Here is a 14,722-nt window from a genome sequence, read left to right on the forward strand (position 1 = left end):
GATAAGGTCAACCCCGCCCGGGTGACCGGCCGGCAGAAACTCCGCAAGCAGGCCGAGGACGAACTCCTCGCCCCACGCGCGCTGGCCCTGCCCGACTGGGAGACCCTCGTCGCACTGGCCCACGCGCTCGTGGCCGCCTCCCACGACCAGTACCGCGGCTGGGGAGACGTGGTCATCTTCGCCGCGTGCACCGCCGCACGCATCGGCAAGGTCTCAGGCTGCCGCGTCGAAGACATCGACACCACCCAGTGGATCTGGACCGTGCGGCGCCAGACCACACCCGCACCCGACGGGCTGACCGACAACGCCACCAAGGGCAAGCGGGCCCGCAAGGTTCCCATCGTCGAGGAGATCCGCCCCCTCGTCGCCCAGCGCATCCTGTCCGTCGGCCCCAATCCCGACGCCCGCCTGTTCACCGGCCCGCGCGACGGACGCAGCCCCACCGCCGTCCTGCGCGACGCCACACACTGGGACGACGTGGTCACCAAACTCGGCTACGAGCACCTGCGCCGCCATGACCTCCGGCACACCGGACCGACCTGGTTCGCCGACGCCGGAGTCCAAGTGCACGTTCTACACAGGATCGCCGGCCACGGGTCGCTGACCACCACCCAGCGCTACCTGCACCCGGACGTACACAAGATCACGGCCGCCGGGGCGGCGCTCTCCGCACACTTCAGCGAGCTGCGCGCACCGCGCACGCTGCCGAGTCCGATCGTCGTGACCCGCTGACCTCAGTCAAGGAGGCTGGTCCCCCAACTGGTCCCCAAGAACGGTCAAGGGCCGGTTTCGGATACCTCCGAAACCGGCCCTGACCTGCGACTGTCTCCAGTCGGGACGACAGGATTTGAACCTGCGACCCCTTGACCCCCAGTCAAGTGCGCTACCAAGCTGCGCCACGTCCCGGTGCGTTCACCCGCGGTGTTCCGCGTGATCGTGCGAACAGAACTTTACCCCACGTCGGGGGCTGCTCCGAAGGGGGCGCGGGGCGCGCGACAATCGGGGCATGAACGCAGCATCCGGAGGTCGGCGGGGCGACGGGCGGGATCGGGACACGACGGGGCGGGCGCGGAACGCCCGGCCGCGGGACGGACTGGGACGGCCGCTGCCGTACGGCGCCGACGGCGTGGAGCGGCAGCCGGAGGGACTCGTCCGCAGCCCCGGGGAGACGGTCACCGAGGCGCAGGCGCTGTTGGACGCGGGGAAGCCGTTCCACGCGCACGAGGTCTTCGAGGACGCCTGGAAGTCGGGCCCCGAGGGTGAGCGCACGCTCTGGCGGGGCCTGGCACAGCTCGCGGTGGGGCTCACCCACGCGGCCCGTGGGAACACGACGGGCGGTGCCCGGCTGCTGCGGCGCGGGGCCGGGGCGGTCGAGGAGTGGGCGGCGGGGGCGGCCGGCCGGACCCGTCCGCATGAGCTGGACCTCGCCGAACTCGCCTCCTGGGCGCGTGAGCTGGCATCGGTCGTGGAGCGTGAGGGCGCCGCGATCAGCGCGGTGGCATGGGCGCCCCGGCTGCGGGGGCGCCGGGACTGACGGGTGCGGTGCGTGCGCTGTCAGTGGCGTGCGGCAGACTCGGGGTGTGCGAAAGATTCATGTCATCGGCATCGGCGCGGGCGACCCCGACCAGCTCACCTTGCAGGCGGTCAAGGCGCTGAGGAGCACGGACGTGTTCTTCATCCTGGACAAGGGCGAGGTGAAGTCGGACCTCGTCCAGCTGCGCCGTGACATCCTCGACGCACACATACCGGAGGGGTCCTACCGCCTGGTCGAGGCGCGCGACCCGGACCGCGACCGGGCCGCCGGGGGCGCCGCCTACTCCCCCGCCGTCGGGGACTGGCGCAGTGCCCGCGCCGACATCTACCAGCGGCTGATCGCGGAGGAGCTGGGCGAGGACGAGAGCGGCGCGTTCCTGGTGTGGGGGGATCCCGCGCTGTACGACAGCACGCTCGGAATCCTGGAGGAGATCCTGGAGCGGGGCGCGGTGGCGTTCACGTACGAGGTCGTGCCCGGCATCAGCAGCGTCTCCGCGCTGGTCGCCCGCCATCGGACCGGGCTGAACCGGGTGGCACGTCCCGTCCAGATCACCACGGGGCGGCGGCTCGCGGAGGGCTTCCCCGAGGGGGTCGACGACGTGGTCGTGATGCTCGACGCCCATCAGACCTTCCGGCAGTACGCCGACGAGGACATCGACATCTACTGGGGCGCCTACATCGGTACGCCCGACGAGATCCTGGCCTCCGGTCCGATCGCCGAGACGGCACCGCGCATCGAGCGGCTGCGGGCCGAGGCACGGGATCGCAAGGGCTGGATCATGGACACGTATCTGCTGCGCAGACATCCGCGCGGCTAGCAGGGGCCGAGATCCAGCAGGGCCAGGGCCGACGGCACGTCCGGCGCGGTGGTCACGTCCGCGGGGAGCGGGGGGCGGCGTACGACGACCACGGGGAGGGCGAGGTCGCGTGCGGCGGTCAGTTTGGCGGCTGTCGCCTCTCCTCCGCTGTCCTTGGTCACCAGCACGTCGACCCGGTGTGCGCGCAGCAGGGTCCGCTCGTCGTCCGGTGCGAAGGGTCCCCGGGTGAGCAGCACTTCCATGTCCTGGGGCATCGGCGGCTCGGGGGGCTCCACCGTGCGGACGAGGAAGTGGAGCTCGGAGAGGTGGGCGAAGGCCGCAAGGCCCAGGCGGCCCGTGGTGAGGAAGACACGGCGGCCCAGGGACGGGAGGAGCGCGGCGGCCTCGGGGAGGGAGTCGACCCAGTGCCAGCGGTCGTCGGGACCGGGGGTCCAGCCGGGCCGGCGCAGCACCACGGCCGGGATTCCCGTGGCCGCGGCGGCGCGCGCCGCGTTCGCCGTGATCGCGGCGGCGAAGGGGTGGGTGGCGTCGACCACGGCGTCCACGCGGTGCTCGCGCAGCCACCGCGCCAGCCCGTCCGCCCCGCCGAAGCCCCCGACGCGGACGTCCCCGTCGAGCGCTCCCGGCCGGGAGACGCGTCCCGCCAGGGAGGTCGTCACGCGGACACCGGGGCGCGCCACCAGTTCGGCGGCGAGTCGGCGTGCCTCGGTGGTGCCGCCGAGGACCAGGACGTGGGAGGACATGGCGTCGAGCCTACGAGGCGGTCAGCGCAGCAGGAGCTGCACCCCGCCCACCACAGTCGCCCCGATGACCAGCCGCTCGAACAGGATCTGGTTGATGCGGTGCACGGCCCATTTCCCGAGGAACGCCCCCGGTACGACGAAGATCGCGAGTGCCGCGTCCAGGAGCAGCGAATGCCAGTCGATGAGACCGAGGCCCACGCTGAAGGGCACCTTGGAGACGTTCACGATCAGGAAGAAGAAGGCCGAGGTGCCCAGGAAGCCGAGTTTGCGGAAGCCGGCCGACAGGAGGTACATCGACATCACCGGGCCGCCCGCGTTGGCGACCATCGTGGTGAAGCCGCCGAGGACGCCGTACGAGCGGGCCTTGACCCGGCCGGCCCGGGTCGAGACCGAGTCGGGTTCCTCGTCCTGGGCGGCGGCCCGGCGGCGCCACATCGTCACCGCCGCCATCAGCAGCAGGATCGCGCCGATGGAGGTCCGTACCATCCCGTCGTCGGCCCACACCAGGAACAGCGTGCCGAAGACGACGCCCGCGGCGACCGCCGGGAACAGCCGCCACAGCGTGGGCCAGTGGGCGTGCCGCCGGTAGGTGAGCACGGCGAGCACGTCCCCGACGATGAGGAGGGGCAGAAGCACGCCGGTCGAGGCGCGGGCGGGCAGCACGGCGGCGAAAATCGCCAGGCTGACCGTGTTGGCGCCGCTCACGGCGGTCTTCGAGAAGCCGACGAGCAGGGCCGCGGCGGCGAGCGCCGCGAACTCCCAGATGGATATGTGCCAGAGCGTCATCGTGTTCATGCGGGAACCGATGCTAGGCGCACGCATGTCCCGGCGTAAGGACCGTCTCGCCAGGTGACCCCTGCGGCGGCGGGTGGGCCCGTGGATCGGGGCCTCGGAGAATGCCCCCGCCCGGCCCAACTCCCGTGGCAGACTGCTCGAACATCAACACGAGCGTGAGCAGAGGAGTGCCGCATGACCGCGACCGGGCCTTCCGCCCAGCGGATCGACACCAGCAGGCCGCACCCGGCACGGATGTACGACTGGTTCCTCGGCGGCAAGGACAACTACCCGGTCGACGAGGAGCTCGGGCGGCGGATCATGTCCACGGACCCGAGCGCCCCCCGCTCGGCCCGCAGCAACCGCTGGTTCATGCAGCGCGCCACCCGCTGGCTGGTCCGGGAGACCGGCATCCGCCAGTTCCTCGACATCGGCACCGGCATCCCCACGGAGCCGAACCTCCACCAGATCGCCCAGGCCGCCGTCCCGGACGCGCGGGTCGTCTACGTGGACAACGACCCGATCGTCCTGGCCCACGCCGAGGCCCTGCTGCGCGGCACCCCCGAGGGTGTGACGGAGTACGTGCAGGCCGACGCGCGGGAACCGGGGAAGATACTCGAACAGGCCGCCCAGGTTCTCGACTTCGACCGGCCCGTCGCGCTGTCGCTGATCGCGCTGATGCACTTCATAGCCGAGGAGGACGGTGCGTACGACCTGGTGGACACCTTGGTCGACGCCCTGGCGCCGGGCAGTTGTCTGGTGCTGTCCGCGCTGACCGGCGACTACGACCCCGTGACGGTCGCGACCGGTATCGCGGCGTACGCGGCGGGCGGTGTGACCCTCGTGGCCCGCTCGCACAGCGAGGTCAGCCACTTCTTCCGGGGACTCGACCTCGTCGACCCCGGGGTGGTGTCGCTGTCGAAGTGGCATCCCGAGCTCGCGCTGGACGAGGACGAGATCGGTGACGCGCCCGTCCCGCTGTACGGCGCGGTCGGTTTCAAGCCCCCCCGTTCCTGAGGCACTCGGCCATCGCGCCCAGGTCCCGGCCCGCCGCTCGCGCGGGCCGACCCGCTCGGCGGGGACCAGGATCAACTTCTGTTCCTCGCCGACGGGTTGAGGCCTGAAGGAACCCGCGGTGCAGCCGGCGTCCGCGACCACCCCACCCGATAGACCGCCGCTGACCTTGAGCTTGTACCGTGCGGGCGGTGGCGACCGGGGAAGCGGGAGGCGGGCTGTGGGAGCGGATCACCGTGTGGGGGATGTCCTGTTGGTCTCGTGCCCGTACACCGACGCACGGGTCACCCGTCTCACCCGACGGGAAGTGGTCGTCGAGTGGCCGTGGTGGGAGGTGGACCCGGACTGCGACTGGATCGAGTGGAACGGCCAGGTGGCCCTGGCCGGCGATCCGGCCTCGTACGACTGGGACTTGGAGCTGTTCCGCACCGAGCCGCCGCCCCGGCACCTCGAGGTCGGCGCGGTGTGCAAGGTCGGCATCCCTCCCACGGTGGTGCATGTGATGAGCGTCGAACGGATGGATCCACCGCTGGAGACAGGACGTCTCCCTCGTCTGGAGACGCAGGTGATGGTGCTGCGCACGGGGCAGTCGCACGATCCCGACCTGGAGTGGCAGGGCTACGGGATCGCTCCCGACGACGGGATCCCGATCGCTCTCGACCTGCTGTTCCGCCCGTACGCCTGCCTCGTGGCGGGTGACGAGGTCGCGGACGCCGCGGGGCGCGCCTGGCGGTTCGACGCGCCGTGGGACTGGCATCCGTTCGACGGTCAGGAGCCCTCCGAACCCGCCTGGCCGCTCAGTCTCCTGACCCGCGACGGCCGCCCCGACGACGCGGCGGCGACCGTCGTGGCGCGGGCGACGCGCAGCGGTTCGCATGAGCAGGAGCTCGCCCGCTGGGTGGAACTGACCCAGGCCAGACCCACCCGCCTCGTCGTCGTACGGGACTCGGCCCGGCAGCCGAACCGCTGACCGTCGAACGTTCCAACATCCTTTTTGCCCCGAGGGGTTCCGCCGGTTCGCGCGTAAACAGAAACGACGCTGCCGGCGACACCTGAGGATCAAGGAGCAGGGGACGACATGAGATTCCTGGAGCGTGAGCGCGCGGCCCTCGCCAAACTGCTGCCCGGCCTCGACGAGAGTCTGAGGGCCGTACCGCTGATGACACTGGAGGGGCCGAAAAGCCCCGGCATCGGGCTGTTCCGGGAGGCGGGCGGGCCGGGTCTGCTGGCCCCGACCGCCTTCCAGGGCCGGGGCGCCACCGCGTTGGAGACCCTGCGGGTGCAGCGCGCGCTGGGCAGTCGTTCGCCGTCGCTCGCGGTGGCGACGACGATGCACCACTTCTCGATGGCCACGCTGGTCGGGCTGAGCGACTCCGGCGAGGGGCTGGAGTGGATGCTCGTGCAGGGCGTCGCGTCCGAGAACCGGCTGATGGCGTCCGGCTTCGCCGAGGGGCGAAGCGGCACCGGCATCCTGTCGCCCTCCATGTCCGCCACGGTGACGCCCGAAGGGGTGCGGATCACCGGTGTGAAACGGCCGTGCAGCCTGGCCCGTTCCATGGATCTGCTCACCGCCAGCGTGATGGTGCCGTGCGAGGAGGGCGAAGGAGAGGAGCTGGCCGTGGCGCTGGTTCCCGCCGAGAGCGAGGGGCTGAGCGTCAGCGGCTTCTGGTCGAGCACCTTCCTGGCGGGCGCCGAGAGCGACCAGGTGACGCTGGACAACGTACTGGTTCCCAAGGAACTCCTGGTGCGCACGGCCTCGCCGGCCGGGGCCCGCCTCGACGAGGTGCAGACCGCCGGCCTGGTCTGGTTCGAGCTGCTGATGACCGGCAGCTACCTCGGCGCCGCGAGCGCCCTCGTCGAGCGGGTGCTGCTCAACGACCGGGTGCCCGACGCCGAACGGGTCCGGCTGCTGGTGGAGATCGAGGGCGCGACGGCGGCGGTCGAGGGCCTCGCCCGCCGGGTGGACGAGGGCGTGCCCGACGAGTCCGCGCTCGCCGACTCGCTCTACGCGCGCTACACCGTGCAGGACGCACTCGCCCGGATCGTGCCCCGGTCCGTCGAACTGCTCGGCGGCCTCAACTTCATGTCCTCGGACGAGGTCGGATACCTCGCCGCCTGCGCCAACGGTCTCGCCCTGCACCCGCCGTCGCGCTCACGGATGACCGGCCCACTGTCCGCATACCTCGCCGACGAGCCGCTGACCATCGCGTAACCCCAGCCGGCGCGAGCGCCCCGAAGGGTGCGCGAGGAACGGCGCGACAAGCCACAGACAACCCGCAGTCGCCGCCGCACAACAAGAACCGAGCTCATAGGCGCCCCGCACGCGCAAAACCCCAGCACCCCAACACCCACCCGCCCGGACACCCGCCCGCCCGTCCGTCCGGCAACACCTACGCTCACTCGACCGAGGGGATCACCGCCATGCCTCTGTCCCGGCCCCGGCCCAGCGCTCCGACCAGCTCGCAACCGCCCGCGAAACGCCCCACGATTCTGCTCACCGGCGGCGCCGGGGTACTCGGCAGAGCCCTGATCGAGGAGCTGTCGCCGGATTTCGGAATCGTCTGCCTGCGCCACCGCACGCCGGTGAACGACCACCGGGTCCGTGAGGTCCGCGCCGATCTGCTGGAACCCGGACTCGGCCTGACCCGGGCGGACTTCACCCGGCTCATCGCCGAAGTGGACCTGGTGGTGCACTCCGCCGCCGCCACCAACTGGAAGGCGGAGCCCGCCCAGATCCGGCGGGCCAACCTCGACGGCACGATCGCGATGCTCGGCCTCGCCGCCCGTGCCGAGGCTCCGTTCTTCCACATGAGCACCGCTTTCGTCGCCAACCCGCTGGCGCCGGAGGAGCAGGAGCGCTTCCCGGGTGCCGCCGCGTACCTCGCCTCCAAGACGGCGGCCGAACAGGTCGTGCGCGACGCCCCGGTGCCGGGCGTGATCATGCGCCCGTCGGTGGTGATGGGAGACTCCGTCACCGGTCGGATCGCCGGGATGCAGGGGCTGACGCGGGCACTGGGCTCCATCGTGAAGGGGCAGGTGCCGGTGCTGCCGGGAACGCCGGACGCACGGATCGACATGGTGCCCCAGGACATCGTCGCGCGCGCGGTGGGTGACCTGATGAGGGCCGGTGTCACGGGCGGCGAGTACTGGCTGACGGCCGGCACCGAGGCGCTGCTCCAGCGTGAAGTGGTGGACACCTGCCTGGAGTTCGCCGACCAGTGGGGACCGCGGCCGCATCCGCCCCGGCTCATCCCGCTGGAGTCGGTGCACCGGCTGCTGCTGCCGCTGATCGAGGGCCCCACGTTCCCGGAGTCACTGCGCCGCCGCTTCCAGACGTACGCGGAACTGCTGCTGGTCTTCCAGCGGGCCCTCCCCTTCGAATCGTCCCTCGGGTCGCCGCACTGCGGCACGGCCCCCTCGAAGGACGACCTCCGGCGGGCGCTCGTACGCAACCTGGCAGCCTGGTCCACCGGGCGCGGCGGCATGCGCACCCGCCTGCGTCCGGGGACCGCGCAGGACACGGCGGCGAGGTCCCAGCCTTCGCCGGCCACGCACACCCAGGAACTGGCCTCATGACCGCGGCCCCCGCCCCCGCCCCTGTCGAGACGCCGGACACCGCAACCGCGACACCGATCAACGGAACCGCGACACCGGCCGCCGGATCCGTGGCACCGGTCGCCGACCCCGCCACGGACCGTGCGCACATCGCCCGGCTCTACCGCGAGCACCTCTCCTCCGGCCGCTCCGTCCTCGGCACGGTGCTCGGCGGCATGCTGGAGACGGCGTCCGACGGCGCGTGGGTGTTCACCGAGGACGGCCGCCGCTACCTCGACTTCGGCGGTTACGGGGTCTTCATCCTCGGTCACCGGCATCCCCACGTGACCGCGGCGGTGCACCGCCAGGTGGACACCCATCCGCTGGCCGGGCGGGTCTTCCTCGAGCCCGTCGCGGCCCTCGCCGCCGAGGCACTGGCCGCACGGACCCCACCGGGCCTCGACCACGTCCACTTCGTGAACTCCGGCGCGGAGGCCACCGAGGCCGGTCTGAAACTGGCCCGGGCGCACGGCCACACCGCCCTCGTCTCCACCCTCGGCGGCTACCACGGCAAGACCCTGGGCGCGCTGACCGCCACCGCCAACCCGAAGTACCAGCAGCCCTTCCAGCCGCTGCTGCCGGACAGCACGGCGATCCCGTACGGGGACACGGCCGCGCTGGACGCCACGCTCGCCGAACTCGGCCGCCGGGCCTGCGTGATCGTCGAGCCGGTGCAGGGCGAGGGCGGCGTACGCATTCCACCGCCGGGCCATCTGGCGGAGGTGAGCCGGCTGTGCCGGACGTACGGGGCCTTCCTGATCGTCGACGAGATCCAGACGGGCCTGGGCCGGCTGGGTTCGTGGTGGGGCATGGACGCCGACGCCCAGGACGGCCCGCCGCCACAGCCCGACGTACTGCTCGTCGGAAAGGGACTCAGCGGCGGTGTCGTGCCCGTCGCGGCGATGGTCGCGACCGCGGCGGCCTACGGACCTTTCTCCCGCGACCCCTATCTGCACACCTCCACCTTCGCGGCCTCCCCGATCGCCTGCGCCGCCGCGCTCGCCGCGGTCGAGGCCCTGGACCGGGAGGGCGTCGTCCCGCGTGCCAAGGCCCTGGGCGAGCGGCTGCTCGCGGGCGTCCGGGCCGCCTGCGCCCCGTACGCCGGCGGCCTGGTGCGCGAGGTGCGCGGGCGGGGGCTGCTGATCGGCCTGGAGTTCACCGAGGAGCAGGCCGTGGGTGAACTGATCCTCGAGCTGGTCGGGCGCGGCGTCCTGGTGAACCACTCCCTCAACGCCACCCGGGTACTGCGGCTGACACCGCCCGCGATCGTCGGCGAGGAGGAGCTACGGCTGTTCCTCACCGCCCTGGCCGAGGCGCTGCGCGTCGTCGCGACCCGCCTCGGCTGACCCGTCCGCCATCGCCGACCCGTCCCTACCGTGGAAAGGCAACACCTCCCATGCGTCACGTGACCGTACGGCTGACCGCCCACGACGTCGACCCCGAGACCGCCTACCAGCGGATCCGTGATTTCCGCCGGTATCCCGAAGTCACCGAGACCGTCCGCGAGGTCGTGGTCCATCCACCCCATGACGACGGCACGGTGGTGTCGGACTGGACCGTGCGCTTCAGGAACGGTCTGATGCGCTGGTCGGAACGGGACGCGTTCTTCCCGCAGACGCGGACCATCGGTTTCACCCAGCTCACGGGCGACTTCGAGCTGTTCGAGGGCACCTGGCGGTGCGCGTCCGGCGAGGACGGTACGGCGGTGACCTTCGACGCCGTCTTCGACCTCGGGATCCCCACGCTGGCGGAACTCCTCGACCCGGTCGCCGACTCGACGCTGCGCAGCAATATCGAGCGCATCCTGCGCGGGCTGCTCGGCAGGGTCACGCCCGCCCCGGCCCAACTCGCCGACAGCGTCGCCCCCGCGCATGGCTGACCTCACCCTCGTGCCCCGCCAGCCCCGTCCCGACGGCCCGTCCACCGCGGGCTGGGACACCCTGCGGGACGAGCCCGGCCCCGACACGGTCCGCTGTCTCGGCCTCTACGCCAAGCTGACGGCCGGCGTCACGGTCGTCACGGCACTGGACGGAACGGGCCAGCCGACCGGGATGACGGTCTCCGCGCTCACGTCCCTGTCGGCGCGCCCGCCGCTGGTCCTCGCGTGTCTGCGCGGCACCTCCCGCACGCTGACCGCCCTGAAGCAACAAGGTGCCTTCGCCGTAAGTCTCCTGACGGATCATCAGCGGTCGGTCGCGGAACTCTTCGCCGACACCTCCGTGCCGCCCGCCAGGCGGTTCGAAAACAGCCCGGTGCGCCGGGTGCTCGGCCTGCCGGTCCTCGCCGACGCGCTCGCGTGGTCGGTGTGCCTGGTCGAGGACGTACGACCGTACGGGGATCACCACGCCGTCGTCGGACGGGTGATGGCGGTGGAGGTGAACGGCGGACGGCCGCTGCTCTGGCACGACCGGGCATTCCACGCGCTGCCCACGGCGACCACCGACTGAGCCCACCAGAAGTCAGGACGGAGGCCCGGCCGGGGTTCGCCCCGGCCGGGCCTCCCTCGTATCCACGACCACTCCGTACCACTCCCTACACACAACCGAGGCCAAGGAGGCCCCATGTCCCTGCCCCGCATTCCCGGCGTGAACTCCGAGAGCGCCGCGGCCGAACTGCTCAGGACGCCCGAGCGGCTGGCCGGCAACACCCAGTCCACCGCGCACCGGCTGGTCGCCGGACTCGACGGCGACCCCGAGACGGACGACTGGGGCCTGCCCCCGACACCGGAGCGTCCTCACCCGGTCGTCCTCGTGCACGGCACGCTCGGCGACCGGGAGTCCGTCTGGCGGACGCTGGCGCCCGCCCTCAGGACGGCCGGGCACCGCGTCTTCCGCCTCAACTACGGGGAACTGCCCACGCTCCCCCGTCTGTACGGTCTCGGGGACCTGCGGAAGTCCTCCCAGGAACTCGCGGAGTTCGTGGACCGGGTGCTGGTGGACACCAAGGCGTCGAAGGTGGACCTCGTGGGCCACTCGCAGGGCGGGATGCTCCCGCACTACTACCTCAAGTACCTCGGCGGGACGGGGAAGGTGCGCCGTGTCGTCGGGATCGCGCCCAGCAACCACGGGGTCGAGGTGGCGGGCCTGACGAAGCTGGTCCGCCAAGTCCCGGGCGTGCAGGCGGTCGTGGAGGACAAGGTGCTCTTCCGGATCAGCCCGGCCTTCACCCAGCTGCTGCACGACTCGGAGTTCGTGGGGGAGCTGGTGGCTCCGGGGGACACGGTGGACGGGGTCGACTACACCGTCATCTGGTCGACCCGGGACGAGCTGGTCCAGCCTCCGGAAGCCCAGCAGCTGAAGCCCGCCCGGCCGGAACACCCGGTCACCAACACCTGCTTACAGCTTCTCGCCCCGCAGAACCGGACCACCCACCTGGCCATGCCGTACGACCCGCTCGTGGTGCGGGAGACGCTCAAGGCGCTGGCCGGCTGAGTCCCGTACGACGACGAAGTGCCCGTACGGCGAAGGAGAGGACGCGAGGGAGGGGGTGGTGCGGGCCGACCGGGCCCGCACCACCCCCTCCCTCATGTGGTCGGCTCAGAACGCCGTGCAGCGGCCCTTCTCACCGGGCCAGAAGCAGACCTGGCCGATGACGTCGAAGCCCGCGACCCCGTCCGGGGTGATCTTGTCGAGCCGGGGGGTGGGGATCTGCAGCCCGTTGATTCCGTCGCCGGCGAGCGGTCCGCTCGTCACGGTGCGGTCCGGCACGGGGCTGCCCTGCTTGAGATCTCCCTTGAAGTAGAGACTTCCGACCTCACCCGTGTTCCAGGTGCCCACGCCGTTGCCCTCCACGGAGAAGGTCGGCGGGAGCACACCGAATCTTCCGGTGCCGTCGACACCGAAGACGATGTCGGTCAGCTCCGGCGCCGCTCCGCTGGGCGAGCGGCAGTCCAGGTATCCGATGTGCCCGGTCACCTCGGCCTCCTTGACCCGCACACTGAGCGGCGGGCTGAAGTTCACCTCGGCGTCGAGGCGGCACACGAGGTCGGGGACCGGTGCCGCCCGTACCGCGGCCGGTTCGGCCTGGGCGGTGGGGGCGGCCAGGGCCGTGCCCGCCAGGAGGGCGGCGGCCGGCACCGACCTCCTGGCGAGGCGGGACAGCGGGGACATCTTCGATTTCGTCTTGGCTGAGAACGTCATTGCGTCCGGTTTCCTTTCCTTCAGGCCGTGGCCGTGGTTCCACGGAGAACTTCGCTCGCGGAGCCGAGATGCTCGGCGAGGTCGCGGTACGACTCCAGGACGCCCGTCTCGACGTAAGGGATCTCCCGCTCGACGCAGAACTGCTTGACGAGCGGATAGGCGCGGCGCAGCGCCGCCCTGGGCATGCCGGGGAAGAGGTGGTGCTCGATCTGGTAGTTGAGGCCGCCGTAGAAGAAGTCGCCGATGTATCCGGTGGGCAGGGTGCGCGAGGTGAGGACCTGGCGCTCCAGCCAGCTCCACTCCTTGCCCACGCGGGTCGGCAGGCCCTTGTGGTTGACGGCGAAACCGAGGCCGAGCAGATACCCGAGGAGGACCTGGTGGACGGCGAGGAAGAGCAGGACGGACGGCCAGGGCAGGAGCACGAAGAGCCCGCCGAAGAACAGCACCGCGTGCAGCACCATCAGGCCGCCCTCCAGGAGCGGCTTGCGCAGCGCCCGGCGGCGCAGGGCGATGACGCCGGCGATCCGCAGCACCAGGGCTTCGAGGCCCAGCAGCGGGAAGAACAGATAGCGCTGGTTGGCCGCGAGGAAGCGGGCGAATCCCTTGCGGTCCTGGGCCTGTTCGGGCGCGAAGACGGCCACGCGCCGCAGGATGTCGGGGTCGAGCTCCAGGTGGTTGGGGTGGTTGTGGTGCCGGTTGTGGTGCTGCACCCACCAGCCGAAGCAGACCCCGAGCATCAGGTTGCCATGGACCAGGCCGAGGGCCTGGATGACCTTGCGGGACCGGGTGATCTGACGGTGTCCCGCGTCGTGCACGATGAAGGCGAGCTGCTCGTGCCAGACGGCGAGCCAGACCGCGGCCAGGACCACCTTCCACCAGGAGCCGCCGGAGTACGCGAGCGCGGCCCAGCCGAGGGCGTTCATCAGCCAGACCACCGCGATCCCGGTCACGTACTGGCCCGTGCGGGGCCGCATGAGCCCGGCGGCCTGGACGCGCCGGGTCAGTTCGCGGAAGTCCTCGTCCTGCGCGGCCGGTTCATACGGTGAGGAGTTGACTGCCGGGCTGTCGGTCATCGGTGTGCCACCGACCCTTCCGTTGTTGGACGCCCGCGATGCGGGCGGGTGTGCGCGGCCTGTTCACGGGGTCAGACCCATGTCGGTGAGGCGCGCTTCCTGGGTGACGCGCGACCATTCCGCGGCGGCGAGCATCCGTTCCTCGGCGGTGGTGTCGACCAGGCGGCGGCCCGGCCACAGCTCGTAGTCGCCGACGAGGTCGCGGTGCTGGTCCAGCCCCTGCTGATAGAGCCGTTCGCGGCGGAAGGTCATCTGCTGCACCGGAAGCTCGGACCACAACCGCATCCCGCGCGCGACGAGTTCGCCGATCCGCTCCAGGTCCTCGGGGTGTCGCCGGACGTGACGGCGGACGATCGTGGTGCCCACGGACAGATGCCGGATCTCGTCGATGCCCGCGGCGCGTTCGATCTCGGCGGCGGGCGCGTCGAAGGGCCGCCATTTGCGCTCACTCAGCTCCGCGGTGGGCGCGAGGACCCCCTCCACCAGGACGGTGAGGGTGATCACGCCGCCGATGTAGTCGCGTTCCTTCTCCATGACGGCGAGCCCGAACTCCTCCAGGGGGTTCAGGACGGCGTCCCGGTCGACCCCGGCGAGCGACTCCATGGTGGCCGCCAACTCGTCCTGTGGTACGCCCAGTTCGAGCAGGTGGCCGCGGAAGGCGTAGGCGTGGCGGGCCTCGTCCATCAGCTGGGAGGTGTAGAAGTCCATCCCGGCGAGGTCGGGGGCGTACGCGACGAGGAAGGAGATGGCGCGGGCCGCCTTCTCCTCCGCCATCGAGCGGAAGGCGAGCTCCTGCATGACGGCCTGGCGCAACGGCCCGTCCACCATCATGTGGTCCGGCACCGGCACGTCCGCGGAGCGGCCCAGGGGATCGCCGCCGAGGGTGCCTTCCGGTACGGCGCGGAACCAGTAGCCGAGGTCGCAGCCCTCCGGTGTCAGTTCGGTGCGCAGCGCGCCTTCCAGGAGACCCGGGGCGCGGTGCCGGTCGGCCTCCACCGGGAACTTCTCAACGGATGTGGTCATTTCAGCCTTTC

At 71.5% G+C, this 14,722-nt stretch carries 15 protein-coding genes, 1 tRNA gene and 1 pseudogene; 11 read left to right on the plus strand and 6 right to left on the minus strand.

The window, feature by feature from the left end:
- Positions 1–3: 3 nt before the first annotated feature.
- Positions 4–732 (plus strand): annotated as a pseudogene (locus tag AQJ27_RS02940) (tyrosine-type recombinase/integrase); the annotation flags it as partial.
- Between the two features lie 100 nt (positions 733–832).
- On the opposite strand, the gene AQJ27_RS02945 reads toward AQJ27_RS02940, so the two are convergent.
- Positions 833–906 (minus strand) — tRNA-Pro (locus tag AQJ27_RS02945).
- A 100-nt stretch (positions 907–1,006) separates the two neighbouring features.
- Here AQJ27_RS02945 and AQJ27_RS02950 point away from each other — a divergent pair.
- The gene (locus tag AQJ27_RS02950) at positions 1,007–1,534 is read left to right on the plus strand and encodes a DUF309 domain-containing protein (RefSeq protein ID WP_067361125.1); all 528 of its coding nucleotides are present in this window, start codon (positions 1,007–1,009) and stop codon (positions 1,532–1,534) included.
- A 46-nt stretch (positions 1,535–1,580) separates the two neighbouring features.
- The gene (gene cobF, locus AQJ27_RS02955) at positions 1,581–2,351 is read left to right on the plus strand and encodes a precorrin-6A synthase (deacetylating) (protein ID WP_067361128.1); all 771 of its coding nucleotides are present in this window, start codon (positions 1,581–1,583) and stop codon (positions 2,349–2,351) included.
- On the opposite strand, the gene AQJ27_RS02960 is transcribed toward cobF, so the two are convergent.
- Together AQJ27_RS02960 and AQJ27_RS02965 are read right to left on the minus strand one after the other, a co-directional pair.
- Complete coding sequence (locus AQJ27_RS02960; protein WP_067361131.1) at positions 2,348–3,094, minus strand: cobalt-precorrin-6A reductase; 747 nt, start codon at positions 3,092–3,094, stop codon at positions 2,348–2,350. The genes cobF and AQJ27_RS02960 overlap by 4 nt on opposite strands.
- Before the next feature lie 21 nt (positions 3,095–3,115).
- Positions 3,116–3,889: a sulfite exporter TauE/SafE family protein gene (locus tag AQJ27_RS02965; RefSeq protein WP_067361135.1), complete on the minus strand. Its 774-nt coding sequence runs from the start codon at positions 3,887–3,889 to the stop codon at positions 3,116–3,118.
- A gap of 174 nt (positions 3,890–4,063) precedes the next feature.
- Between AQJ27_RS02965 and AQJ27_RS02970 the strand changes: the two genes are divergently transcribed.
- From AQJ27_RS02970 to AQJ27_RS03005, 8 genes are all read left to right on the plus strand, one after another.
- Positions 4,064–4,885, plus strand: coding sequence for an SAM-dependent methyltransferase (locus AQJ27_RS02970; protein ID WP_067361138.1), 822 nt, complete (start codon positions 4,064–4,066; stop codon positions 4,883–4,885).
- A gap of 235 nt (positions 4,886–5,120) precedes the next feature.
- Complete coding sequence (locus AQJ27_RS02975; RefSeq protein WP_201264232.1) at positions 5,121–5,852, plus strand: hypothetical protein; 732 nt, start codon at positions 5,121–5,123, stop codon at positions 5,850–5,852.
- Between the two features lie 108 nt (positions 5,853–5,960).
- Positions 5,961–7,094, plus strand: a complete 1,134-nt coding sequence (locus AQJ27_RS02980) for an acyl-CoA dehydrogenase family protein (protein ID WP_067361144.1) — start codon at positions 5,961–5,963, stop codon at positions 7,092–7,094.
- A gap of 209 nt (positions 7,095–7,303) precedes the next feature.
- Positions 7,304–8,458, plus strand: a complete 1,155-nt coding sequence (locus tag AQJ27_RS02985; protein WP_096239643.1) for an SDR family oxidoreductase — start codon at positions 7,304–7,306, stop codon at positions 8,456–8,458.
- Positions 8,455–9,822 carry an aspartate aminotransferase family protein gene (locus AQJ27_RS02990; protein WP_079064747.1) on the plus strand — a complete coding sequence of 456 codons (1,368 nt, stop codon included), beginning with the start codon at positions 8,455–8,457 and terminating at the stop codon, positions 9,820–9,822. The genes AQJ27_RS02985 and AQJ27_RS02990 overlap by 4 nt, the downstream gene beginning before the upstream one ends.
- Positions 9,823–9,872: 50 nt before the next feature.
- On the plus strand, positions 9,873–10,355 hold the full coding sequence (locus AQJ27_RS02995; protein ID WP_067361146.1) for a type II toxin-antitoxin system RatA family toxin: 483 nt from the start codon (positions 9,873–9,875) through the stop codon (positions 10,353–10,355).
- Positions 10,348–10,923: a flavin reductase family protein gene (locus tag AQJ27_RS03000; protein ID WP_067361149.1), complete on the plus strand. Its 576-nt coding sequence runs from the start codon at positions 10,348–10,350 to the stop codon at positions 10,921–10,923. Before AQJ27_RS02995 ends, AQJ27_RS03000 begins: the two co-directional genes overlap by 8 nt.
- Before the next feature lie 114 nt (positions 10,924–11,037).
- The gene (locus AQJ27_RS03005; protein ID WP_067361151.1) at positions 11,038–11,907 is read left to right on the plus strand and encodes an esterase/lipase family protein; all 870 of its coding nucleotides are present in this window, start codon (positions 11,038–11,040) and stop codon (positions 11,905–11,907) included.
- A gap of 105 nt (positions 11,908–12,012) precedes the next feature.
- Here AQJ27_RS03005 and AQJ27_RS03010 read toward each other — a convergent pair whose 3' ends face one another.
- The 3 genes from AQJ27_RS03010 to AQJ27_RS03020 all read right to left on the minus strand — a co-directional run bounded on the left by AQJ27_RS03010 (position 12,013) and on the right by AQJ27_RS03020 (position 14,711).
- On the minus strand, positions 12,013–12,615 hold the full coding sequence (locus tag AQJ27_RS03010; protein ID WP_067361154.1) for a hypothetical protein: 603 nt from the start codon (positions 12,613–12,615) through the stop codon (positions 12,013–12,015).
- Positions 12,616–12,635: 20 nt separating this feature from the next.
- Entirely contained in the window at positions 12,636–13,688 is a 1,053-nt protein-coding gene (locus AQJ27_RS03015) for a fatty acid desaturase family protein (protein WP_067361157.1), read from the minus strand.
- A 63-nt stretch (positions 13,689–13,751) separates the two neighbouring features.
- Positions 13,752–14,711 carry a ferritin family protein gene (locus AQJ27_RS03020; RefSeq protein WP_067361160.1) on the minus strand — a complete coding sequence of 320 codons (960 nt, stop codon included), beginning with the start codon at positions 14,709–14,711 and terminating at the stop codon, positions 13,752–13,754.
- Between the last annotated feature and the right edge of the window lie 11 nt (positions 14,712–14,722).

Source organism: Streptomyces olivochromogenes (assembly GCF_001514115.1).
Classification (GTDB): Bacteria; Actinomycetota; Actinomycetes; order Streptomycetales; family Streptomycetaceae; genus Streptomyces; species Streptomyces olivochromogenes.

Excerpts from the sequence above, each read along its gene's own strand:
- AQJ27_RS02950 (WP_067361125.1), top strand. The coding sequence starts at position 1,007 with ATGAACGCAGCATCCGGAGGTCGGCGGGGCGACGGGCGGGATCGGGAC.
- AQJ27_RS02960 (WP_067361131.1), bottom strand. The coding sequence starts at position 3,094 with ATGTCCTCCCACGTCCTGGTCCTCGGCGGCACCACCGAGGCACGCCGA.
- AQJ27_RS02965 (WP_067361135.1), bottom strand. The coding sequence starts at position 3,889 with ATGAACACGATGACGCTCTGGCACATATCCATCTGGGAGTTCGCGGCG.
- AQJ27_RS02970 (WP_067361138.1), top strand. The coding sequence starts at position 4,064 with ATGACCGCGACCGGGCCTTCCGCCCAGCGGATCGACACCAGCAGGCCG.
- AQJ27_RS02980 (WP_067361144.1), top strand. The coding sequence starts at position 5,961 with ATGAGATTCCTGGAGCGTGAGCGCGCGGCCCTCGCCAAACTGCTGCCC.
- AQJ27_RS02985 (WP_096239643.1), top strand. The coding sequence starts at position 7,304 with ATGCCTCTGTCCCGGCCCCGGCCCAGCGCTCCGACCAGCTCGCAACCG.
- AQJ27_RS02990 (WP_079064747.1), top strand. The coding sequence starts at position 8,455 with ATGACCGCGGCCCCCGCCCCCGCCCCTGTCGAGACGCCGGACACCGCA.
- AQJ27_RS02995 (WP_067361146.1), top strand. The coding sequence starts at position 9,873 with ATGCGTCACGTGACCGTACGGCTGACCGCCCACGACGTCGACCCCGAG.
- AQJ27_RS03000 (WP_067361149.1), top strand. The coding sequence starts at position 10,348 with ATGGCTGACCTCACCCTCGTGCCCCGCCAGCCCCGTCCCGACGGCCCG.
- AQJ27_RS03005 (WP_067361151.1), top strand. The coding sequence starts at position 11,038 with ATGTCCCTGCCCCGCATTCCCGGCGTGAACTCCGAGAGCGCCGCGGCC.
- AQJ27_RS03010 (WP_067361154.1), bottom strand. The coding sequence starts at position 12,615 with ATGACGTTCTCAGCCAAGACGAAATCGAAGATGTCCCCGCTGTCCCGC.
- AQJ27_RS03015 (WP_067361157.1), bottom strand. The coding sequence starts at position 13,688 with ATGACCGACAGCCCGGCAGTCAACTCCTCACCGTATGAACCGGCCGCG.
- AQJ27_RS03020 (WP_067361160.1), bottom strand. The coding sequence starts at position 14,711 with ATGACCACATCCGTTGAGAAGTTCCCGGTGGAGGCCGACCGGCACCGC.